Annotated in this window: 16 protein-coding genes and 1 pseudogene; 11 read left to right on the forward strand and 6 right to left on the reverse strand. The window is 58.4% G+C overall.

Annotation, left to right across the window (positions count from 1 at the left end):
* The first annotated feature begins 170 nt into the window (after positions 1-170).
* From KVQ82_RS11520 to ycaC, 9 genes and pseudogenes are all read left to right on the forward strand, one after another.
* Positions 171-3,356 carry a hypothetical protein gene (locus KVQ82_RS11520; RefSeq protein WP_222018906.1) on the forward strand — a complete coding sequence of 1,062 codons (3,186 nt, stop codon included), beginning with the start codon at positions 171-173 and terminating at the stop codon, positions 3,354-3,356.
* A 54-nt stretch (positions 3,357-3,410) separates the two neighbouring features.
* Positions 3,411-5,303, forward strand: coding sequence for a hypothetical protein (locus KVQ82_RS11525; RefSeq protein WP_222018907.1), 1,893 nt, complete (start codon positions 3,411-3,413; stop codon positions 5,301-5,303).
* A 42-nt stretch (positions 5,304-5,345) separates the two neighbouring features.
* A complete protein-coding gene (locus KVQ82_RS11530) occupies positions 5,346-7,229 on the forward strand; it encodes a hypothetical protein (RefSeq protein WP_222018908.1) in 1,884 nt (627 codons plus the stop codon).
* Between the two features lie 131 nt (positions 7,230-7,360).
* Positions 7,361-7,480: pseudogene (locus KVQ82_RS11535) on the forward strand (LysR family transcriptional regulator); the annotation flags it as partial.
* 214 nt (positions 7,481-7,694) lie between these two features.
* The gene (locus KVQ82_RS11540) at positions 7,695-9,365 is read left to right on the forward strand and encodes a hypothetical protein (protein ID WP_222018909.1); all 1,671 of its coding nucleotides are present in this window, start codon (positions 7,695-7,697) and stop codon (positions 9,363-9,365) included.
* 237 nt (positions 9,366-9,602) lie between these two features.
* Complete coding sequence (locus KVQ82_RS11545; protein ID WP_222018910.1) at positions 9,603-10,019, forward strand: DoxX family protein; 417 nt, start codon at positions 9,603-9,605, stop codon at positions 10,017-10,019.
* Positions 10,012-10,638 (forward strand): antibiotic biosynthesis monooxygenase, encoded by a 627-nt coding sequence (locus KVQ82_RS11550; protein ID WP_041066216.1) that lies wholly within the window; start codon positions 10,012-10,014, stop codon positions 10,636-10,638. The genes KVQ82_RS11545 and KVQ82_RS11550 overlap by 8 nt, the downstream gene beginning before the upstream one ends.
* Before the next feature lie 45 nt (positions 10,639-10,683).
* Positions 10,684-12,522, forward strand: a complete 1,839-nt coding sequence (locus KVQ82_RS11555) for an amidohydrolase (protein WP_222018911.1) — start codon at positions 10,684-10,686, stop codon at positions 12,520-12,522.
* A gap of 68 nt (positions 12,523-12,590) precedes the next feature.
* A complete protein-coding gene (gene ycaC / locus KVQ82_RS11560) occupies positions 12,591-13,214 on the forward strand; it encodes an isochorismate family cysteine hydrolase YcaC (protein WP_047293334.1) in 624 nt (207 codons plus the stop codon).
* An 87-nt stretch (positions 13,215-13,301) separates the two neighbouring features.
* On the opposite strand, the gene KVQ82_RS11565 is transcribed toward ycaC, so the two are convergent.
* The gene (locus tag KVQ82_RS11565) at positions 13,302-14,729 is read right to left on the reverse strand and encodes a mechanosensitive ion channel family protein (protein WP_222018912.1); all 1,428 of its coding nucleotides are present in this window, start codon (positions 14,727-14,729) and stop codon (positions 13,302-13,304) included.
* Positions 14,730-14,936: 207 nt separating this feature from the next.
* Positions 14,937-15,953 carry an alpha/beta hydrolase gene (locus tag KVQ82_RS11570; protein WP_222018913.1) on the reverse strand — a complete coding sequence of 339 codons (1,017 nt, stop codon included), beginning with the start codon at positions 15,951-15,953 and terminating at the stop codon, positions 14,937-14,939.
* A 129-nt stretch (positions 15,954-16,082) separates the two neighbouring features.
* Here KVQ82_RS11570 and KVQ82_RS11575 point away from each other — a divergent pair, with 129 nt between their 5' ends.
* Together KVQ82_RS11575 and KVQ82_RS11580 are read left to right on the forward strand one after the other, a co-directional pair.
* Complete coding sequence (locus tag KVQ82_RS11575) at positions 16,083-16,970, forward strand: LysR family transcriptional regulator (RefSeq protein WP_041066230.1); 888 nt, start codon at positions 16,083-16,085, stop codon at positions 16,968-16,970.
* A gap of 199 nt (positions 16,971-17,169) precedes the next feature.
* Positions 17,170-17,976, forward strand: a complete 807-nt coding sequence (locus KVQ82_RS11580; RefSeq protein ID WP_222018914.1) for a class I SAM-dependent methyltransferase — start codon at positions 17,170-17,172, stop codon at positions 17,974-17,976.
* A gap of 307 nt (positions 17,977-18,283) precedes the next feature.
* Here the strand turns inward: KVQ82_RS11580 and KVQ82_RS11585 are convergent, their stop codons facing one another.
* The 4 genes from KVQ82_RS11585 to KVQ82_RS11600 are packed head-to-tail and all read right to left on the reverse strand — an operon-like array spanning position 18,284 to position 21,667.
* Positions 18,284-18,976, reverse strand: a complete 693-nt coding sequence (locus KVQ82_RS11585) for a GNAT family N-acetyltransferase (protein WP_222018915.1) — start codon at positions 18,974-18,976, stop codon at positions 18,284-18,286.
* A 55-nt stretch (positions 18,977-19,031) separates the two neighbouring features.
* On the reverse strand, positions 19,032-19,823 hold the full coding sequence (locus tag KVQ82_RS11590; protein WP_198758481.1) for a ChbG/HpnK family deacetylase: 792 nt from the start codon (positions 19,821-19,823) through the stop codon (positions 19,032-19,034).
* Complete coding sequence (locus KVQ82_RS11595; protein WP_222018916.1) at positions 19,795-20,973, reverse strand: GNAT family N-acetyltransferase; 1,179 nt, start codon at positions 20,971-20,973, stop codon at positions 19,795-19,797. Before KVQ82_RS11595 ends, KVQ82_RS11590 begins: the two co-directional genes overlap by 29 nt.
* Positions 20,974-20,977: 4 nt before the next feature.
* The gene (locus KVQ82_RS11600; protein ID WP_007961305.1) at positions 20,978-21,667 is read right to left on the reverse strand and encodes a GNAT family N-acetyltransferase; all 690 of its coding nucleotides are present in this window, start codon (positions 21,665-21,667) and stop codon (positions 20,978-20,980) included.
* Positions 21,668-21,859: the final 192 nt, after the last annotated feature.

Below are 21,859 nucleotides of genomic sequence, written 5' to 3' on the forward strand. Positions count from 1 at the left end.
CTCGGTTCCAAAGAAAGTGGCCAGCGGGCCGTTTTTTATCGGTGTCGTAGGGGACTGTTTGACCGTTCGTCTTAAAACAGCACTCACCTGTAATTTCTGACAGTAGCCAACACCGCATACAGCGCCGTTCAATGCCTCCGTCGTCCTGCCATTCGATCGGAGCTCGCGCCATGACTGTCAACAACCCCGCTGGCTCATCACCGCTGGTGCTCAAGGAACTCGACATACCCGGTCGTACCGGCCCCTTGTCGCAAGCGCCGGATGTCTGGGGGCTCAATATCGCAGCGGTGCAGGACAACTTCCCCAAACAGGGCCTGCTGTGCCGTGCCGGGCCGTGGGGGGTCATGAGCCGGGGCGACCATTTGGTGATTTCTTTGGGCGGCCAGACGGTGTTCAACAAAACCCTCGACGAGCATGAGGTCGACACGACGCTGTCGATGTTTGTGCCCGCCGCCCGTTTCAGTAACGGCTCGACCACCCTGTCCTACGTCGTCACCCGACTGGGCGGAGCAGGCGAACCGTCCGAAGTCATGCAGACGCTAGTCAAGCTCACTCGCCCCGGTGGCCATGACACCGATGAAGGCCCGGGCCACCCGAACCTGAAAATGACCATCCCCAGGGAGATTCTCGAGAGCGGCATCGACAAGAACAACGTTGCCGCCGGCGTGAAAATCACCATCGGCCCTTCCGACGGCGGGCCAGAGCCCTATCCCAACGCAGCGGCCGGCGACTGGATTCAGGTGACGTGGGGGGGAGAGTTTGTACTCTTCGGACCGCTGACTCAGGATGAGGCCGACGGCACAGTACCGCTTGTCGTGCACATCACAGAAGCAACCATCCGCGCCGTCGGTGACTCTGACACTGCCGGCCTCGCGGTGGCCTATGAAGTCTACGACGTTGCCGACAACCGCTCCGAAGACTGGAGTTACGCGCAGCGCATCGTGGTGGCGGTCGACGCTGACCGGCTGGACGCGCCGATTTGCAAGGAAGCGGTGAGCAACGTGCTGGACGCCGACGCACTGGGCGATACCGATGGCACGGCGCAGATTCTTGCCGTGGACAACAATAAATTCATGGTCGGTGACATCCCCATCGTTCGGCTCAAGGGCACACCGGTTGAAGGGGCACCGATCAACATCGAAATCACTGGCCAGCCGCTGGTCAGCGTGCCCAGCATCCCCGAAATCAGAATTCCCAATGCCGCGTTGCGGCAACTGGCCAAGACCCAGATCAGCTTGTCCTTTCGCCTGAAAAAGGCCGACGGCTCCACCGACCTGCTGTCCAGGACCCAGTTCATTAACGTTATTGGCGAGGTCAAACGGTTGCAGGCTCCGGTCGCCCTCGACGCGGTACAGGGCGCCCTCGATCCGGAGCTTGTACAGGCCCGTATCGAGATTCCATTCGACAAGTCCTTTACGGCGAGACAGGCGATCAAACTGTTCTGGCTGGGCACCCGGCCTGACCTGAGCACCTATTTGCCCGACCTGCCGCTGCGCCCGATTACCAATGGCGATATCGCGGCCGGCGTGCCGTTGCTGATCAACGTCCCCGGCCCTCATCTGAAACAGATCGAAGGCGGCAAGCTGGAACTGTATTACCAGTTGCTGAGCGACGACGCGGTGTTGGGAACGATGAACCGCGTCAACGCCACCCACGCCATCCGCGAGTCGATTCACGCCGAAATCCTGAACGTCGGCGAACCGCGGAAAGAGCTGCCAGAGCCGAAGGTTGACGGCGTGGTGGACGGTGTATTGCCAGCGGAAACAGCCGGTACCATGTTGATCGTGGAATACCTGAACACCGTCAAGGATGACGAGGTGTTCTGTGTGTGGCTGGGCTCGAAAGCCGGTCGTTATGAAGACTCGGTCAAGCTGTCCTCGTTTACCGCCGGTCAACCGGTGCCGTTCCCCATCAGCGCCAGCCTGATCAAGGACAATGAAGGGGGAACGGTCGAGGCGTCCTATTCCATCAAATGGGCAGATGGGCGAACGACCAGTTATTCCGATGTGAAAGTTTTTTTGGTCGGTAAACCAATCACCTTTCAGATCAATATAGTTGGTAAGCGGTCACAACTTGCTCCTCGCTATCACTCAAATGTGAGTCGATTAGTTGCGTCGTTGTCAGTCGGTGCAGAAACAAGTCTTTCAGACAGAATTATATGGACATACGACAGTACTGCCGATGGCTTCGTGGGTGATTACTTTTTCGATACGAACCCCGAAAAGCCATTAACCGTAATAATTCAGCGTGATAACGAAGTTATTGCTCGAACTGTTCTTCGACCAGTCAATATGGCTGGGATATTCAATCTCGACGGTCGGCACAGTGGCAGTGTGGTGAAGGATGATGGAAGTGTTTTTGGGTGGGGCGACAACGATGAGATGCTTCCACCTTCGGGGTTGTCGGGTGTTCGTTGCGTTATATCGGGTGGGCGTGCATTTGCGGCATTGAAGGTTGACAAAACCGTTCATGCCTGGGGGAGTGCCCCCGACGGGGGAGTAATTACACCCGAGATACAAGCTCAACTGCGAAACGTAAAAACGATTGCGGCTACTGATGGCGCTTTCGTTGCTATGACAGACGACGGTCAACTTGTCGCATGGGGGAATCCGAAGTTTGGTGGAGTGATACCAACTGCTGCCGTTCCTCTACTTTTCCCAGCAGTCAAAGTCTTGGGTAACACGGCAGATTTCACCGTGTTGCTGCGCGACGGTCGTGTGTATAGCTGGGGGAACACCTGGCCTGATGGTCAATGGATAACGCAAGCGAACGGCGCCATTCAATTCTGTGCAAGTGACCAAGCATTTTGTGCGCTGAAAGAAGATCACACTGTATTTGCATGGGGGTCGCCTGATCATGGTGGAGTTATCCCGGAAACCGAGGCGAATGCTCTCGTAGAGGTCGAACATATCACTTCCACCAGCGGTGCTTTTGCTGCGCAGAAGTTTGACGGTTCTGTCATTGCCTGGGGCAATGAGCGATTTGGTGGTAAAGCGCCAACAAACCTGCAGACAGTAAGCCATGTGGTGGGTTCGACAACGGCGTTTTGTGCACTTGGAAGAGGTGGGGAATTGTCCGCCTGGGGAGAACCTGCAGAAGGAGGGACAGTGCCCACGGGTTTGCCGCCCACTCTTTCAGTATCTTCTTCTTACGGTTCTTTCACTGCGGTGCTGAGCACCGGTCTCGCAGTTATGTGGGGAGTGAATACGTCCTCCCCCAGTCTGGCTCCAATTGCCTGTGCTTATGCTACCGGTCCCCAAGTGGTGCTACTGAGTACCGACAGCAAGTTACTTGCAGTGGGGCCTGGCGCTCCTGATCTCTCCGAACTATCCGGGTTGGTGTCGTATACCGAGTAAGCACACCTGCGCTTACGTTCCCTGTAAACGGGAACTCTATAAGGAGTTATCGCGATGAAACGTAATGTGAATGCAATTCCCACGGTAAAACAAGTTTCAATTATGGGTGAGCCCTTGGTAGGTGGAACACTCAGCGGAAGTTACATTTATGAGAACGCTGATGAAAATCCAGAGGGGGAGTCGATATTTCGCTGGTATAGCGGTGGTGTCAGTGGAAGCGTTATCGCAACTTCCATTGATCTGACATTGAAGGCCGAACATGCGGAAAAGGATCTTGTTTTTTCGGTTAAGCCTGTCGCCGCAACCGGGGAGGCGGGTGTTGAGTGCACTTCTGATCCCATAAAAGTTATTCTGGATGGATTTCAGAATATATCGGATGAAGAAAGTGAAGGCAGCTTCTTGAAACAACGCGGGCAGTTCGCTTTCCATGCAAATGGCCCCAAGGATGGGGTCTTTACTTCGACCGCTGGCGCGTTCGCCCTAAAGAATAGAGTGACGCAGAATGTATCCGTCATGGGTACGCAAAGCTTTGGGGGCGTTATTCCGCCGGAGTTGGCAACATACCTACAAAACAATCCCGCCATAACGATGTTTACTACCGAGAAAAGCTTTGGGGCGCTGGTCCCTGTTGACAAGGATCATAATCAATTGCTCGTATGGGGAACCGATATGCCCGTATCGCTTCCTGACCTTCAAGATATCCAGTCGGTTTACAACAACGGTTCCTCATTGGCATTTATCTACAAGAATCGACAGCCCGGAGAGAATACGATTGGTGCGGTGGGACCCGCTGCAAAAGGTGGAGTAGTTCCCATTGAGATTCAGAGCAAACTAATGTTTGATCGCCCAATGGCCATCTACGCCACGATAGATGCTTTCGCGGTGCGAACAGAGGGCGGGTGCGTTTACACCTGGGGCAACAAGATAAACGGAGGTGAAATTCCAGCCGAGGTACAGACCCTACTCAATAGTATGAAAGTTAATCGAATCGTTGCTTCACGTACGGCTTTTTGTGCATTGACAGCCTCCGGAGACATCATCGCATGGGGATTAAACGGCGTCATTTCCGCTGCAACTCTGGAAAAAATCTATGACGATGGTGGGGCACTCAATGTCATTGCCAACGACAGTGCTTTTATTGTTATCACTCAGGGGCGCCGGAAAGCAGCGACTTTTGGATTGGCGGCTTACGGTGGAGTGTTGTCAGAGCAGGCTGCCACTCTTGCTGCTCGTGGCAATCTGGTGCTGTGTGCTGCCACTCCATGGGCCTTCTGTTTTATCAATGAAACCGGGCAAGCCGCTGCCTCGGGATCAGTCGGTTACGGGGGCGGCACAATTCCCGCTCAAAGTGCTGATGGCGAATCGTTCGACTTGCCATTGAATGCCCAGGCATCGCTTGAACAAGATGGAGTCGAATCTGAGATCAAGGCAATGTTCAGTGGCGCCAGGTTTGCTAATGATGCTCAAAGCCGAGTCTCTTCCAATCTTGCATTGGAGGATGGAGAGACGATCGAGTTATTGCGCAACGATGCAAGCTTCCTGCTGATCAGTCGACATGCCGATGGCCGCACTAAAAACGTGACTTCATGGGGGCTGGCATTGGTGGGCGGCACGATGCCAAGTGATACCAAGCAAACGCTGATGGCCAGCAGGATTCGCAAGATTTACAACACCAATGGCGCTTTCGCGGCGATCGTAGACCAAGGCACAACCGAAGGCGTTGTCATTGCATGGGGGCGGTCGTCGCAGGACGGTGGACTGATACCGACTGGACTACGTAGTGCATTAAGCAGTGGCGTAGTCGAAATTTATACCATCCAGGCGATGCCTGCCCCCTCGACAGCTACTGTCCCGGCTGCTTTTGCCGCCCGCAAGTCGAACAACAAATTCGTGACGTGGGGAGCTCACGTCAAACAGGAAGAGTTCGAACCCGAAAGAAACAGCTGATATTCCGCAGGAACGCGGTTGATCAATCTAGAGGATTTCGAGATGAGCACTAAAGCCGAACCTATTGCACGTGACGTCATCATCATCGGGGATCCGGTAATGGGTGGTTACTTGCGTGGCAGCTATCGCTACCAAAATGCTGATGAAAATCCAGAAGGCAGCTCTCGCTACCAGTGGTATCTCAATGGCATGCCAATCGAGGCGCCGGAGGGGGTAGCTATCGACTTGAAAATCAAGAACGCCTATACCGATCGGACCATCATATTTGGCGTTACCCCAGTCTCCGCAACAGGAGAGGTGGGCGAAGAAGTGAGCTCTGCCGCCAAAGAAGTGACCTCCGGATTTCAAGGGATCAGTACAGAAGAAAATGAGAACAGTTTTTTGAAACAGTGGGGTAATTTTTCCTTTTATGGTGCGGAACCCCAGGATCGAGTGTTTGTATCGACGGGAGGCGCGTTTGGCCTGATAGACCCGGACACCCAGGATATTTATTTTGAAGGTCAAACGGGATGGGGCCTGCCGGTACCACCTGACATCGTTAACTTTTTGAAAAACAATCCAGCGGCCCGAATGTTCACGACTGAAAAAGACTTTGCAGCGTTAGTTGATAATGGGGAAAGCAATCAGTTGTTGGTCTGGGGTGCCAACATTCCCGCCAATCACTCAGTCAAATTGACGGATATCAAATCGGTATACAGTAACCGTGTCTGCTTTGCTTTCATTTATAAAAACGCTACAGGTGATGCCAATAGAATCGGTGCTATTGGTTTGAGAAACTCCGGTGATGTAATTCCCGAGCAAATCCAGGGAGCTCTGCGTTTTGATGAGCCTGTCGCCATTCATGCCACGGAAAATGCGTTTGCAGTGCGAACCCAAGGCGGAAAGGTTTACGCGTGGGGGAATCAAACTAATGGAGGTTCAATAAGTGCCCAGGCTCAAGTGCTCCTCAATGGTATGTTTGTTGATCGAATTATTGCCGCTGCCGCTTCTTTTTGTGCGATCGGCCGCGACGGCAGCATCGCGACATGGGGAAAAGCTGCTGACGGGGGGGCGATTCCATCGAGTAAGTATGAGGCGATAATTGACGACGGTGGCGTGAGTTCGGTTATAGCGTCTACGACAGCATTTTGTGCGATTACCCGTGGCAGACGTAAGGCCGTCAGTTGGGGGTTGGATGGGGAGGGAGGGTTGATGTCTGCGACGGCATCATTGATCGCAGCGCGGGGCGGAGTAATGCTGTGCAAGGCATCACGCTGGGCTTTCTGTATGGTTACTGAACGTGGCGAGGCGGAGTCCTGGGGGGCGCAACGCTACGGTGGAGCCTCAATAACCAATTCCACTCGCAGCGAGATCGAAGCGGTGATCAAGGAGATGAATCCCCGGCCCGGCTATGCCTGCAGTCATGTGGGTAGCCGTGCAATCACGATTCCAGGCGAGGTCAGAATTTACGCAAATGACCTGAGCTTTTTTCTGGTGAGCCAATATGCTGATGGTCGAACCCAAGCGGTCATACCCTGGGGCATGAATACGCACGGCGGGGCATTTGGTTCCGGGGTGAGGCAGGCATTGATGGCCAGCAAAATTACCGGCGTGTACAGCACAAATGGTGCATATGGTGTGGTTGCCACCCAGGGCGGCGTTTACGGCGCGGTCATTGTCTGGGGGGCGACTCTGGCCATGGAGGACGCGGGCGAGATTCCACCGATCCCTCCGGAGCTGGCTGGATACCTGAGCAGAGATGTTGTCGAACTTTATTCGATCAAGCGTTACCCGTTTTATCAGGTACCTCCTCCAACCCCCCCTCACAATGACCCATCGTTTGCAGCACGGCGTAGGGATGGTAGCTATGTACTTTGGGGGGGGAATGTGAAAAATCAGTATTACAAGCCCCAGCCTGGGCGGATATCCGGCACGTTGAAGCCTTAATTGGATGATGGAATGGTTGCTGCACGTGCCTGGCCAGTGATTCTGATCGGGCACGATGCTGTGCGTTGCCGGACAATCATTCCAGCGGCTTGTGAGATATCCCCGTCGAATCAACAGTGCACTCCTGCGGTGATGCGGCGCAACTGTCGATGGCGTGGAGCGGAGTGCATGACAACGACCCGGCGGAGCGCTGGCGGCGGTCGCGGATCAGTCAGTTCATGGCGGCGCCGCTGGATATTCCGGCGGTTTAGCGCGGTGTTCAAAGGTATTGTGGTTGCGTGCGATAAGCCACAAGGCCTTTCGGCTTTCGCCGAGCGAACTTTTTGCACGCGATAATCGAAGGTAATTATTCGATCGAGCCTTTTGTCGGAACAGGACAAAACCTGTAATTTCTGACAGTAGCCAACCCCGCTCATCTTGAGTCTAAATGCTCCGTCGCCTCTTTTGTTGGCAGGAGTTTTCGTCATGAGTTTTCAAATATCGGGAAACACTGTCTGCTCACCTTTTCACTTCTTTCTATTGGCAAGGCAATCGAAGGTCTTCGGATGTCTTGTATTCCTGATACTTACGCTACTGACCGCGAACGCTCAGGGAGTCACGGGGCCGGAAGTTGCACAGTTGCTCAATCGCAGTTTTCAATACAACACTCGAGTGTGTCCGGGGGATAAACCGGCCTTTTTCTGTAGCGGTGTACTGGCGCGTGGAAGCCCGTCAGAGGGAGAGTTCTGGAAGCATGATGCGGTGTCGTCCCAACTGGGGGCGGAAAGCTTTGTTTACTTGCGCTCCGATCTCAGTACACGAACACTCGATGCAGCACATGGAGTTTTGTTCAGCGATGGATTCACGGCTATCGGCCAAGGCAAGGACCTGGAACTGCTTTGTGCGTATCCGTTCAAGTTACCTCTGCAAGCGACGCATCCCGAATTTGGTTGCGGATGGAAAGTGCCGACTGCCGCGGCAATGACCGATCCAAGCTCCTGTGCCAGCCTGGGGGTCAATGATTCGGCGAGTTGGATCGAACATTTTCGACAATATGACTGGCAACCGGCAGCTCAATGTTCCTTCAGCAGTCAAGAGCCACAAACATTTGAGGCAAGTTTGATAGCTCATCAGGGGATCGATGCCGCGTGGTCAGCCCGTCCCACTCAAGTACAGATTCGCAACTGGGAGGCCAGCGCACCCTTGCAAATGCCGATTCTGGGGCTTTTTTATGACGTGACACATGAAGGAGCATTAGCGGGAGCTCAAAAAGATCAACGTGACTACTTCAAGGCCACCGGCGATTGGTTGCCCATATTACGTTTGGCTCTCGACTTGGCACCCGATAAAGTATTTGGCTTCAATCAACAAGATCAGTTGTATGTCGGTTATCAAGTGGCTGCTCAGCTCAACGCGAGATACATGAATACCAGTAAAACTTGTTCAGGCGGTAAAACGGCATTTCATTGCAATGGTGTATTGATAAGGGGAACCAAAGCCTCCACAAGCTACCACATGTGGAATCCCAGTCCGGGTTCCGTCATCAATAATGGAGTTTCATTTACCTATCTGCGCAAGGACGCAAACTTGACAAAGCCGGTACATCAACAGGGTTTCATTGTTCGTGAAAGCTTTGCGCCGGCAGCAACTCCTCTCAGAGTGATGTGCGCCTATCCCTTTGACGGAGCTACAGCCCGTCCAGTAGAAGACACCTGTCGAATTCGGGGGCAGATGTGCGACGAACGGGGTGTCACTAGTGTAGAGAGTTGGGCTGCTCTCTATGCCGCACAGCCGCGCACAAGTTGTGCTTTCAATATTGATCCTGAACAGTTTCAACTTAACATCGATGTTCGCCCCAGCGTGCCGAATGGCGATGGATGGAATGAGGTCATGATTCACACGTGGCCTCAGGACATACCCTTACAGCTTCCGCTTGAAGCTTTTTACTACAGCCTCAAGGGCCACTACACCAGCAAGGGCTTGCTGCAGGCTCAGTTTGGTCAACACGATTACTTCCAGACGACAGGTCGATTTTTGCCGATAGTAAAAGTCGATATGGAGGCATCAGATACTAACGTGTTCAGTTATGACCCCGATGATCAGATTGCACCTGGAGAGCCCGCAGCGGGACTGGACACTTCCTTTGGGGGCTATTGAAGTGACACATGAATGTTTTATTTACAAGTGTCAGCGATGAATGCCCGTTTTTCTGTGGGGCGCGCAATGGATCATGCTCTGTGAGTTGGCAGCGAACCGGGCGCTGGATAATCTGGAGCTGAAGGCTGACGCACCGCTGTAGCCCGACCGTTCCAAGGCAAAGAGAGCACACCCATCCAATTTCCCCTGGATCAATCGTTGCACCATTACCGGCAATGATTGATCAAGGGTGGGCCCATGAACGCTGTACAACGCAATGACCGGGCGCAAAACCTCGGCCTGCTGTTTCTGCGGGTGACCGGCGGGTTGTTTCTACTGTTCGTCCACGGCTTGCCCAAGCTGCTGGACTTCACCGCGCAACTGCAACTCATCGAGGACCCGTTCCATCTCGGTGCTCACCTCACGTTGATCCTGGCGATCTTCGCCGAAGTCCTCTGTCCGCTACTGATCGTCGCCGGGATACTGGTGAGACTGGCGTGCTTGCCTATTCTTTTTGTGCTGCTGGTAGCGCTGCTGCTCGTGCATCCGCAATGGAGTGTGGCCGAAGGGCAGTTCGGCTGGTTGCTGTTGATCCTCTTCACCACTGTGCTGATCGCCGGGCCCGGACGGCTGGCGCTCAATGCGCGTTTGCCCGGAGTGCTTCGCTATGCCTGATACCCCGTCCCTGAGAAAACCGGGAACCGAAGAAACCGTGACGCTGATCGTCAAGCACCGGGTCAAGGCCGGCTTCGAACAGCCCTACGAAGCCTGGCTGCGCAATATCGTCAGCGTGGCGGGGCGTGAAGAAGGGCACCTGGGTGTGGACGTAATGCGCAGTAAACAGGGTGGCCTCGCGCTGTTCACCTGTGTGCTGCGTTATTGCTCGACCGAGGCGATGCAGCGCTGGCTCGACTCCCCACAGCGTCAGGCGCTGATCGAAGAAGCCGCGCCGATGCTCGCCGACGGCGACCAGACCGAGGTCAATGCGGCCAACGAATTCTGGTTCACGCCACTGGTTGACGCTGCCACGCCACCACCGCGCTGGAAGCAGGCCGTCGTGACGCTGTTCGTGATTCTGCCGCACACCTTGCTGGTGCCGCTGATCTGGGGACCGCTGCTGCAACTCAATGCATTCCTGTCCAACTATGTGGTCGCCACGTTCCTGATCACCCTGACCATCGTGCTGTCGGTGGTGTACGTCTGCATGCCGGCCGCCACTCGCTTGTTCGCGCCGTGGCTGGCGGCCAGTCAGTCCCATGAACACCTGGAATCCAACGCCCATCCGCCGCGCTGAAGGGGCGGATACGGACTTCGTTTCACTTATCTCGAAGGAACTGCGATGAACGCCGATCTGATTCTGTTCAATGGCCAATTTCATACGGTAGACCGCGAAAAACCCCTCGCCAGTGCTGTGGCGATCAAGGACGGACGCTTTGTCGTCGTCGGCAACGACACCCAGGCCATGGCCCTGCGTGGTTCGGCCACGCAAGTGATCGACCTGCACGGGCGCTGCGTGATCCCCGGCCTCAACGACTCGCACCTGCACCTGATCCGTGGCGGCCTCAACTACAACCTCGAACTGCGCTGGGAAGGCGTGCCGTCGCTGGCTGATGCACTGCGCATGCTCAAGGAGCAGGCCGACCGCACGCCGACCCCGCAATGGGTGCGCGTGGTCGGTGGCTGGAACGAATTCCAGTTCGCCGAAAAACGCATGCCGACCCTCGAAGAACTCAACCAGGCCGCGCCGGATACGCCGGTGTTCGTCCTGCACCTGTACGACCGCGCGCTGCTCAACCGTGCCGCACTGCGGGTTGCCGGTTACACCCGCGACACGCCGAACCCGCCGGGCGGCGAGATCGTGCGCGATGCCAACGGCAATCCGACCGGCATGCTGGTGGCAAAACCCAACGCGATGATTCTGTACTCGACGCTGGCCAAGGGGCCGAAGCTGCCGCTGGACTATCAGGTCAACTCGACCCGGCAGTTCATGCGCGAACTCAATCGCCTCGGCCTGACCAGCGCGATCGATGCCGGCGGTGGTTTCCAGAACTATCCCGACGACTATCAGGTGATCGAGCAACTGGCCAAAGACGACCAGTTGACCGTGCGCATCGCCTACAACCTGTTCACCCAGAAACCGAAAGAAGAGCTGACCGATTTCCAGAACTGGACCGGCAGCGTCAAGTTGCATCAGGGTGATGACTTCCTGCGCCACAACGGCGCTGGCGAAATGCTGGTGTTCTCAGCGGCGGACTTCGAAGACTTCCTCGAACCGCGCCCGGACCTGCCGCAGAGCATGGAACAGGAGCTGGAGCCGGTGGTGCGCCATCTGGTCGAGCAGCGCTGGCCGTTCCGCTTGCACGCCACCTACAACGAATCGATCAGCCGCATGCTCGACGTGTTCGAGAAGGTCAATCGCGACATTCCGTTCAACGGTCTGCCGTGGTTCTTCGACCATGCCGAAACCATCACCCCGCAGAACATTGAGCGGGTGAGGGCGCTGGGCGGCGGCATCGCGATTCAGGATCGCATGGCGTTCCAGGGCGAATACTTCGTCGACCGTTACGGCGCGAAAGCCGCCGAAGCCACGCCGCCGATCAAACGCATGCTCGCCGAAGGCGTGCCGGTGGGCGCGGGCACCGATGCCACCCGGGTTTCCAGCTACAACCCGTGGACGTCGCTGTACTGGATGGTCAGCGGTCGCACCGTCGGCGGTCTGGCGTTGTACGAAGAAGGTTTGCCGCGCACCACCGCGCTGGAACTGTTCACCCACGGCAGCGCCTGGTTCTCGTCCGAGCAGGGCAAGAAGGGCCAGATCAAGGTCGGGCAACTGGCGGATCTGGCGGCGCTGAGCGCGGACTTCTTCCACGTCGAGGAAGAAGCGATCAAGTGGATCGAGTCGGTGCTGACCGTGGTCGGCGGCAAGATCGTTTACGCCGCCGGCGATTTCGAAGACCTCGGCCCACGCTCGATCCCCGTGCTGCCGGACTGGTCGCCGGTGGCCAAGGTGCCGGGCCACTGGCGCCCGAATTCGCCTTTGCAGGCGCAAGTGCATCAGTGCGTTGGCGCCTGCGCGGTGCACGCGCACAGCCATGAAAAAGCCCGACTGTCGAACGCACCGGTCAGTGACTTCGCCGGTTTCTGGGGCGCGTTCGGCTGTTCCTGTTTCGCGTTCTGATCACTACAAAAAAGCGCCGGCCACCCGGTCGGCGCCTCACGCAACAACCATCCACCGAGGAGTTTCCCATGAGCGTTCCCTACAAGCGTCTGAACAAAGATGATGCGGTCGTGCTGCTGGTCGACCACCAGACCGGTCTGATCTCGCTGGTACAGGATTTCTCGCCAAACGAATTCAAAAACAACGTGCTGGCACTGGGCGACATCGCCAAGTTCTTCAAGCTGCCAACCATCCTCACCACCAGTTTCGACGCCGGCCCGAACGGCCCGATCGTGCCTGAGCTGCGCGAGCAGTTCCCGGATGCACCGTTCATTCAACGTCCTGGCCAGATCAATGCCTGGGACAACGAGGACTTCGTCAAGGCAATCAAAGCCACCGGCCGCAAGCAACTGATCATCGCCGGTGTGGTGACCGACGTCTGCGTGGCATTCCCGACCCTGTCGGCCATCGCCGAAGGTTATGAAGTGTTCGTGGTCACCGATTCTTCCGGCACCTTCAACACCACCGTGCAACAAGCGGCGTGGGCGCGCATGTCGGCGGCCGGCGCACATCTGCTGAACTGGTTTGCCGTGGCCTGCGAGCTGCAAGGCGACTGGCGCAACGACATGGAAGGCTTGGCGCACCTGCTGTCCGAACGCCTGCCGAACTACCGCAACCTGATCAACAGCTACACCAAGTTCACTGCCAAGTAAGAAGATCAAAAGATCGCAGCCTGCGGCAGCTCCTACAGAGGAACGCGTTCCAATGTAGGAGCTGCCGCAGGCTGCGATCTTTTGCTTTTAACGTTTCTGCAGCCACCCCAAAAAACCACCTTTGCGCACCGCCACCGGTTTGGCCATCAACGCCAGCCGGCTGTTCTGCTGTCGCACGGCCTGCAATTTGTTCAACGCTTGGCCGACTTCGCTGCGCTGCTCCATGCACTGACGGGTCAGGGCTTTGTCGAGGCGGTAGATGATGCTCGACGTCAGTGCGGTGAACGTCGCTTGCGACGGCGTATCGGCGAGGATGCTCTGTTCGCCCATGACCTCGCTTGGCCCCATGCGTCCGGCCTCGGTCTGGCCGTCGCCGTCGGGCACGGTGGCACTGACCACGCCGGTGGCGATGACAAACAGACTGTCGGGCACTTCATCCAGCCCCAGCACCACCTGACCGGCCGCGTATTGTTGCGCGACCATCGATTCAGCGAGGCGATCACGTTCCTCATGGCTCAGCGAGCGGAAAACTTTCACTTCATCGAGCAACGCCCGGGCGCGGGTCGAGGGTTCGATCACACCGTCCGGATGCCGGGAAATACCTGCAGCTTCGAGATGCCGGTGGGCGAGGTCGAACAGTTGATTGCGCACTTCGCCTTTCTTGCCCAGTTCACTGATGAAACCGCTGGCGACATACTCCGACATCTCCTCGCCGGCCTCTTTCAACACGGCTTTGGGCGGCGGATTGAGCAGCAGACTGCTGCTGCCTTGCAGCGTGCGGTCGAGGGCGTCGAGCACCCGCCGCGGGCGAATGTGATTCGGCACCTTGATGCTGATCGAGACCCCGTGCAGGTTGGTCGGGCGACTGAGATTGACGATCTTCGCCTTGGCCGCCACCGAGTTCGGCACCACGGCCAGCGTGCCGGTGCTGGTCAACAGATGCGTGGCGCGCCAGTCGATGTCGATGACCTTGCCCTCGACACCGTCGATCACCACGAAATCGTCGACCTGATACGGCTTGGTGGTGTTGAGCACGATCCCCGAGAACACGTCGCTCAAGGTGCTTTGCAACGCCAGACCGACGACGATCGCCACCACCCCGGAGGTCGCCAGCAAGCCTTTGACCGGCAGCTCCAGCACATACCCGGCGGCCGCGACGATCGCCGCCAGAAACACCAGCGCGCCAATCACGTCCTGCAACAGCCGACCGCTGTGGCCGATGCGTCGCATCAGAATCAGGCCGATCACTTCGGTCAGCACCCGCGCGGCGTACAGCCACCAGAGAATGCCCAGCGCCGTCGCCCCGAGCTGCGTCACCGGGTCATCGGCAAACAGTGGAGCCTGCAACGGGCTGACGCCGGCATTGATGGCCAGCGCGCTGAATGCCAGAAACAGCACCAGCCGCACACCGACCCGCGGCGCGCGGTGCTTGAACGGGGCGAGGTGCCAGAGCAGGGCGTCGAGCAGCAACAGCGCGGCGCTCCAGGACAGCAGGTGGGTGAGGAGGATGGACATGGCGATCTCCGGAACTGCATGAACGTCGGTGTTGAAGAGGCTTTAGTTGTCAGGGGATTCATCCCCGATGGACTGCGCAGCAGTCCCCTGCCTTTCTGGTTGGCAGTGGGGTCGCTTCGCAACCCATCGGGGATGAATCCCCTCACCACAAGGGTTCTTGCAATCAAAAAACTCGCCACACCGTTGGGTGTGGCGAGGGAGGGGGCCTCAGTTCAGATGCGTCTTCAGCTCAGCTGCGGCCTGGCGCACGGCCGCTTTCACTTCGGGAATCTGGCTCAGTGGGTTGAGCAAACCAAAGTCATGAATCATCCCGTTGTAGCGCACCGAGGTCACCGGCACGCCGGCCGCATCCAGATGCCGTGCGTAGCCTTCGCCTTCGTCACGCAATACGTCGAACTCGGCGGTCTGTACCAGCGCGGCGGGCAGGCCCTTGAGCTGTTCGGCGCTGGCGTTGAGCGGCGAGGCGTGGATCTGTGCGCGTTCGGCCGGGTTGGTGGTGTAGTTGTCCCAGAACCACTGCATCATGCCCTTGGTCAGGAAGTGGCCCTCGGCAAATTGCTGGTACGAGCCGTTATCGAACCCGGCGTTGGTCACCGGCCACATCAGCAACTGGAAGCGCAGGGCCGGGGTTTTCTGTTCCTTGGCCATCAACGCCACGACCGCCGCCATGTTGCCGCCGACGCTGTTGCCGGCCACCGCCAGACGCTTGCCATCGACCCCGATCTGCTTGCCGTTTTCCGCAACCCATTTTGTCGCCGCATAGGCCTGGTTGATCGCTGTCGGGTACTGCGCTTCCGGCGACGGCGTGTAATCGACGTACACCGCGACCGCGCCAGAGCCGACCACCAGATCGTGAATCAGGCGTTGGTGAGTCGGGTAATCGCCCAACACCCAACCGCCGCCGTGGAAGAACATGAACACCGGCAATTCGCCTTTGACCTTGGCCGGCCGCACCACTTTGAGGTTGATCGTCTGGCCGTCGACCTTGATCGTCTTGTCGCTGACTTCAACCCCGGAGAGGTCGACTTTCACCGAGGCCTGAGCGCCAGTCAGCACCGCACGGGCATCCTTCGGGCTCAACTGTTCCAATGGTTTGCCACCGCCGGCGGCAAGGGCTTCGAGGAAGGCCTGGGTGTTGTGTTCGACACTTGGGCTGCCGGCGGCGAATGCGTTGCCGATGGACAGGGCGAGGAGGGATGCGGTCAGGGTTTTTTTGATGTTCATGCTCAATTCCATTTTCGAAAGTTGTTGGTGTTGTGTCGGGCTGTTTGCAAACCGTGAACACAGATTAATGAGCTGTCGAAATGTGAAAAAGCGGCTATAAAGCGTTTAACTGTCCACCAGAGAGTGACAATGAACCCGTTCGAAGACATGCGTATTTTTTGCCAGGTCATGGACTCCGGCAGCTTCACGGCCGCGGCTGATCAATTGGGCCTGTCCAAGCAGTTCGTCAGCCGCCGTTTGATGCAGCTCGAAGAGCGCCTCGGTGTGCGGTTGTTGAACCGTTCCACCCGACGCCTCGACGTCACGCCGCTGGGCCAGAGCTACTACGAATCGGCGCTGCGCCTGCTCGGCGAAGTGGAGCAGGTCGAACAGGGCATCGCCGGGCAGACCGCCGAACCACGCGGGACGATTCGCCTCAGCGCGCCGCTGTCGTTTGCCGTGGCGCATCTGGGTTGTCTGTTGCCGCTGTTTTTGCAGCGCTATCGCGATGTCACGGTGGAGGTGGATTTGAGTGATCGCCCGGTGGACCTGCTCGGAGAAGGTTATGACCTGGCGTTGCGCATCGGTGTGCTGGAAGACTCGACGCTGATCGCCCGGCGCATCGCCGCCATCGAACGGGTGTACTGCGCCAGCCCGGCGTATCTGGCCGAACGTGGCACACCGCTCAACCCCGAAGACCTGCACAGCCACGACTGCCTGCCGTACGGCCATGGTCGTTCGGTGCAATGGCGCTTCAACGCGGGGCAGGGCAAGCCGCTGCTGGTCAACGTCACCGGGCGCATGCGGGTGAACAACGGCGAGCTGCTGAGGGATGCAGCGGTGCAGGGAATGGGGATTACCTATCTGCCGACGTTCATCGTCGGCGCGGCGCTGAAGGACGGGCGACTGGTGCCGGTACTCGACGACTACAGGCCCGAACCGCTGACCCTGTCGGCGGTCTACCCGCAGCATCGCCAGGCGTCGCGCCCGGTGCAGGCACTGGTCGAATTCCTGCGTGAACGCCTGAATCAGATGTAGGCGCTCCGAACTACAGGAGTGAGCCTGCTCGCGATAGCGGTGTTTCAGTCGATGATGATTTGGCTGAACCGCCGCTATCGCTGGCAAGCCAGCTCCCACAGTGGATCGGCGGTGCGGCTTACAAAGTCGCAACAACCGTATTGATCGGGCTGTTCTAGACTCGGGGCCGCTCAATCACGAGCATCGTCCGGAGTGCGCCATGGAAGTGCCCAACAATAAAACCGCCATCGACAGCAATCGACAGGCGTGGAACGATTCCGCTCGCCATCACCGTGAATCGGCGGAATGGCAAGCGCTGTTGAACGACGTTTCGCAGGCAGACTTTTCCTGCCTCGACGACACCTTGCGCGGTCTGCTGGAACAGGTCGGCGTGGACGGTAAAGAGTTGATTCAACTCGGTTGCAACAACGGTCGCGAAAGCCTGTCGCTGTTTGCCCTCGGTGCACGCAGTGTGGTCGGCGTCGATCAATCGGAGGCGTTTCTCGAACAGGCCCGTGAGTTGAACCAGCGCTCGCCGTACAACGCTGAATTCATCGAATGCGATATCCATCACCTGCCGGCTGCGCTGCACAGCCGCTTCGACGTGGCGCTGATCACCATCGGCGTGCTGAACTGGATGCCCGACATCGGCGAGTTCTTTCGCCACGTGGCGTTAACCCTGAAAACGGGTGGCAAACTGGTGATCTATGAAACCCATCCGTTTCTGGAAATGGTTGATCCTGAAGGCGAAGACCCGCACCGCCTCGCCAGCTCCTACTTCCGCGCCGAGCCATTCGTGCAGGAAGAACCGATTGTCTACGTTGGCAAGGTCGAGCAGCAGGCTGCCAAGTCCTACTGGTTCGTGCACACCCTCGGCGCGATCTTCAGCGGCGCCATCGCCGCCGGGCTGAACATCGCACACTTCAGGGAATATGCACATTCGAACCGCGAAGAGGTGTATGACCAGTACCTGAATCGGCCAGCGCAGATGCCGCTGTGCTTCACCTTGGTCGCCAGCAAGGCCTGAAGTTTTCCATCGATCCAACGGGCCTCATCGCTGGCAAGCCAGACTCCCACAGTTTTTTGGTTCGCACGAAAATAGCGAGGACACCTGAACACCTGTGGGAGCTGGCTTGCCAGCGAAGGCGTCGGCAAGATCTCAAGTCTGGCTGAAAGAATCAGAACCAACTTCGCCCGTTTGACCCTTCTGAATGTTTGAGCAAGCCTGTGCCACATAGGCGATGGCTCGAAGATGGTGTCGTACACAAATCCAATGTGGGAGCGAGCCTGCTCGCGATGGCGGCCAAATGGCCGCCATCGCTTTTACGATTGAATCACGCCTGCGCCGCCGCACTCACCACTGGCCGCCCAGGTTTGCGCAGGGGTTCCAGGCGTGAGCCGTCATAGCGGCTTTCGCGGTAGAAGCGCCAGCGGCCGAACAGGCCGTAGACGTGGGTGACGCGGCCCTGTTCGTGGTAGCCCATGCGGATGTGCAGCTTCAGCGCCGGGATGTTGTGGGTTTCGCAGACGTCGACGACTTTGTCGCAGCCTTGAGCCGCCATGGCTTCCCAGAGGGCGACTTGTACGTCCACCGACAGGCTGGTGCCGAAATACGGCCGGGCCATTTCGCCGCCGAATTCGAAGAACTCGCCAGGTTTCACCGGAAACCAGCAGCCGTAATAGTGGCGGTCGTAGTAGTCGCGAATGCTGCCCCAGATGAAGGCCACCGCGTGGCCGTCGGCATCGAGGTACATGTGTCCGGTGTGACCCTCGGCGGCGAGTTCGGCCATGGTCTCGACGCGATCGCCGAAGTGTTTGGCGAACGCCCCGGTGTTCAGCGGGGTGATATCGACTTTGCGCAAGCCTTCGTAGGGGCGCAGCTTGTGCGGCGGCACCGGGGAGACCAGGTCGCGCTCCATCCACAGCAGCTCCCAGTGGAAGAACACGTAGCGTTTCCACAGGGTGGCGAAGAGACGGCCGAGGCCTTTTTGACGGATGCGTTCGCGCAGCTTTTCGATAACACTCATGTTGCCCTCCGTGGCCGAGGCCCGGTGTGGTGGATGTTGCTGTTGTGAGAATGAATCAATCGAGTGCCGCGGCACCCCGTAAAAAGTCCTTGTTCAAATCGGCATAGGACACCCGCGGTACCCCCGTCAGCCGCTGCTCCAGCACGCGGTTCAGGGATTCTCCGGGGTTGAGATAGGCATCGCCGAAATCGCTGTCGAGCTGATTGGGGTGGGCGACGATTTCCAGCACGCCGTCGCTCGGTGCGGGGGCGTTGCGCAGGTCCACTGGCGTGCACACGTAGTCCGCCGTGGCGCCGGCCAGACTCTGCAAGCGCCAATTGAGCAAACCTTTGAACACGCGTTTCGGCAGACTGAGGTTCTGCCCCAGATTGCGCGCCAGGCGAATCGGCACGCCTTGCTGAGCGGCAAACCGCGCGACGATTTCACCAATCGGCCAGATGTTGTGCACGTGTTGGTGCGAGTCGATGTGGCTTGGCCGTACGCCATGCTCGACACAACGCTGCCACTGCGCCTGCAACTCTTCTCGTACTGCGTCGCGATCTTCGCGACTCAGCCACAGGCTATGGCGTGGCAGGCTCAGATCGAACACGCCGTGGCCATCGCAAAAGGTTCGGCTGCGCAGAATCGAAGCACTCAGCGGTCGACCGTAAGTCAAATTGAAGTGCAACCCGACCCGACCTTGCAGCGACGCATGCCGGGCCATCACACAGGCCGCCTCAAATGCCGGCATGTTGGCCATGGCCGTGGCCGAGCTGATGACCCCGGCCTGAAACGCGGCGAAGATCGTCGCGTTTTCGTTCGGGCTCAAACCGAAATCGTCAGCGTTGACTATGACTTGGCGAGGCATGATCGCCCTCCGTGGTGATGACGACAGGTGTGGGTGCCGGTCTGGCTGCACGTCGCGCGCGCCATTGCTGCACCGTCGGTTTCAAGCGATGCCAGAGGCGCAACCCCAGCCCCAGCAATATCCCGCTGGGGCGCCAGGAATAGAAGCTCCAGCGCCAGTGTTCCAGTTGGCCGGTCATGCGCTCGTGTAACTGGTGGCTGGAGTTTTCCAGGCTGACCCGCGAGGCATCGATCCAGCGCCAGTGCTCATCCAGCCCCCAGCGAATCCATTCCTCCAGCAACACCCGGCCGCTGCCCAGATCGGCGTATTGCGGCAGGAACGCGAGGTTGTAATCGTAGAGTCGACCCTGTTCCAGCAAGCCGAGGCGATAGCTGATGCAACGCCCGTTGAGTTCCAGCGTCACCACCCGCACCAGGCCCTGGCCGGCGAGGGCGGTGAAGGCGCGTTCGATCCATTGCCGACTGCGCTCGCTGGCGAAGATTCCCACGCCTTCGTCACCTTTCCAGCTCACCGCTTCGACTTCGCTGATCGCCCCCAACAGTGGACCCATGCTCAGCGCGTCGGGGGTAATGCGCCGCACCAGGGCGCCACACGCGGCAATCCGTTTGCGCGCCCGGCGCAGCTTGTAGCGCGGGTCACCGGAGACCTCCTGGTGATCCGCCTCGCTGATCAGATGCACCGGCACCCGGCAACTGAGACGGCGTTCGCCCGTCGAACTGTGGGCCATCCATGGGGTGAGAGCGCTTTCTTCACCCGCAGGCTCGGATAACTCGTTGAGTTGCAGCAGCGCGTGCGGCAGGTGTCGGCGGATCAGGCGCAGGGCTTCGCGCATGTCATCGCCCTCGAGCAACGACAGCAGCGCCAGTCGGTCCGCCAGTGGATGGCCCAAGTGATGCAACACGCGAAACGGCACGCCGGCAAAGCGCTCGCGGCCCGCCACCAGTGGCAGGCACAGGCGCAATTCGTCCGCTTCCCAACCGAGCAGGATGTGCAGGCTCTCGCCCGCGCTCAGTGCCTGCTCTGCCGCGCACAACCAGCCCAGTTGGTTGAACGGCGTGTGATCGCTCACCCGCAGGCGCAGCGCCTCATAGGCGACTGCCGGGAAATCGGCGGCGCACAGCGAAGTGCACCATTCGAATCGCGTCACCATAGATTCAGGCCGCCGTGGCTGTGACAGGTGGACGGGACGGTTTGCGCAGCGCATCCAGCCGCGAGCCGCTGTAGCGGGTTTCGCGGTAGAAGCGCCAGCGACCGAACAGGGTGTAGACGTTCATGATCCGGCCTTGCTCGGTGTACCCCATGCGCAAATGCAGTTTCAGCGCCGGGATGTTGTGGAATTCGCAGACATCCACCACCTTGTCGCAGCCTTGGGCCGCCATGGCTTTCCACAGTTCCAGTTGCAGGTCTACCGACAGTTCGCTGCCCCAGTAGGCGCGGGTCAGCTCGCCGCCGAACTCGAAGAATTCCCCTGGTTTTACCGGGAACAGGCAGCCGTAGTAATGCCGGTCGAAGTAGTCCCGTGCGCTGCCCCAGATGAACGCCACGGCATCGCCCTGATCGTCCAGGTGCATGTGCCCGGTGTGCCCTTCGTTGGCCAGCTCGGCCATGGTCCCGACGCGGTCGCCGAAGTAGCGGGCAAAGGCGCTGGCGTTGTCGGCGGTGATTTTTACCACCCGCAGCGGCGGGTACGGTTTGAGGCTGTGCGGTGGCACCGGACTGACCAGGTCGCGCTCCATCCACAGCAGCTCCTGATGGAAAAACACGTAATGCTTCCACGCCTTGGCGAGGGTGGCGCGCAGGCCTTTTTGTTTGATGTGCTGGCTGAGTTTGCTGACGGTACCCATGTTCTGTACTCCTGAACTCTTTGGCACGGCGAACCCTTGTGGTGAGGGAATTCCTGTGGTGAGGGGATTCCTGTGGCGAGGGGATTCATCCCCGATCGGCTGCGCAGCAGTCGTCGCTTTTAATCTTGAAAACCCCGGGCCGCTTCGCAGCCCATCGGGGATAAATCCCCTCACCACAGAGTTTATGTTCGC

The organism is Pseudomonas sp. AO-1 (genome assembly GCF_019775695.1).
Taxonomy (GTDB): domain Bacteria; phylum Pseudomonadota; class Gammaproteobacteria; order Pseudomonadales; family Pseudomonadaceae; genus Aquipseudomonas; species Aquipseudomonas parakoreensis.

Excerpts from the sequence above, each read along its gene's own strand:
- KVQ82_RS11520 (WP_222018906.1), top strand. The coding sequence starts at position 171 with ATGACTGTCAACAACCCCGCTGGCTCATCACCGCTGGTGCTCAAGGAA.
- KVQ82_RS11525 (WP_222018907.1), top strand. The coding sequence starts at position 3,411 with ATGAAACGTAATGTGAATGCAATTCCCACGGTAAAACAAGTTTCAATT.
- KVQ82_RS11530 (WP_222018908.1), top strand. The coding sequence starts at position 5,346 with ATGAGCACTAAAGCCGAACCTATTGCACGTGACGTCATCATCATCGGG.
- KVQ82_RS11540 (WP_222018909.1), top strand. The coding sequence starts at position 7,695 with ATGAGTTTTCAAATATCGGGAAACACTGTCTGCTCACCTTTTCACTTC.
- KVQ82_RS11545 (WP_222018910.1), top strand. The coding sequence starts at position 9,603 with ATGAACGCTGTACAACGCAATGACCGGGCGCAAAACCTCGGCCTGCTG.
- KVQ82_RS11550 (WP_041066216.1), top strand. The coding sequence starts at position 10,012 with ATGCCTGATACCCCGTCCCTGAGAAAACCGGGAACCGAAGAAACCGTG.
- KVQ82_RS11555 (WP_222018911.1), top strand. The coding sequence starts at position 10,684 with ATGAACGCCGATCTGATTCTGTTCAATGGCCAATTTCATACGGTAGAC.
- ycaC (WP_047293334.1), top strand. The coding sequence starts at position 12,591 with ATGAGCGTTCCCTACAAGCGTCTGAACAAAGATGATGCGGTCGTGCTG.
- KVQ82_RS11565 (WP_222018912.1), bottom strand. The coding sequence starts at position 14,729 with ATGTCCATCCTCCTCACCCACCTGCTGTCCTGGAGCGCCGCGCTGTTG.
- KVQ82_RS11570 (WP_222018913.1), bottom strand. The coding sequence starts at position 15,953 with ATGAACATCAAAAAAACCCTGACCGCATCCCTCCTCGCCCTGTCCATC.
- KVQ82_RS11575 (WP_041066230.1), top strand. The coding sequence starts at position 16,083 with ATGAACCCGTTCGAAGACATGCGTATTTTTTGCCAGGTCATGGACTCC.
- KVQ82_RS11580 (WP_222018914.1), top strand. The coding sequence starts at position 17,170 with ATGGAAGTGCCCAACAATAAAACCGCCATCGACAGCAATCGACAGGCG.
- KVQ82_RS11585 (WP_222018915.1), bottom strand. The coding sequence starts at position 18,976 with ATGAGTGTTATCGAAAAGCTGCGCGAACGCATCCGTCAAAAAGGCCTC.
- KVQ82_RS11590 (WP_198758481.1), bottom strand. The coding sequence starts at position 19,823 with ATGCCTCGCCAAGTCATAGTCAACGCTGACGATTTCGGTTTGAGCCCG.
- KVQ82_RS11595 (WP_222018916.1), bottom strand. The coding sequence starts at position 20,973 with ATGGTGACGCGATTCGAATGGTGCACTTCGCTGTGCGCCGCCGATTTC.
- KVQ82_RS11600 (WP_007961305.1), bottom strand. The coding sequence starts at position 21,667 with ATGGGTACCGTCAGCAAACTCAGCCAGCACATCAAACAAAAAGGCCTG.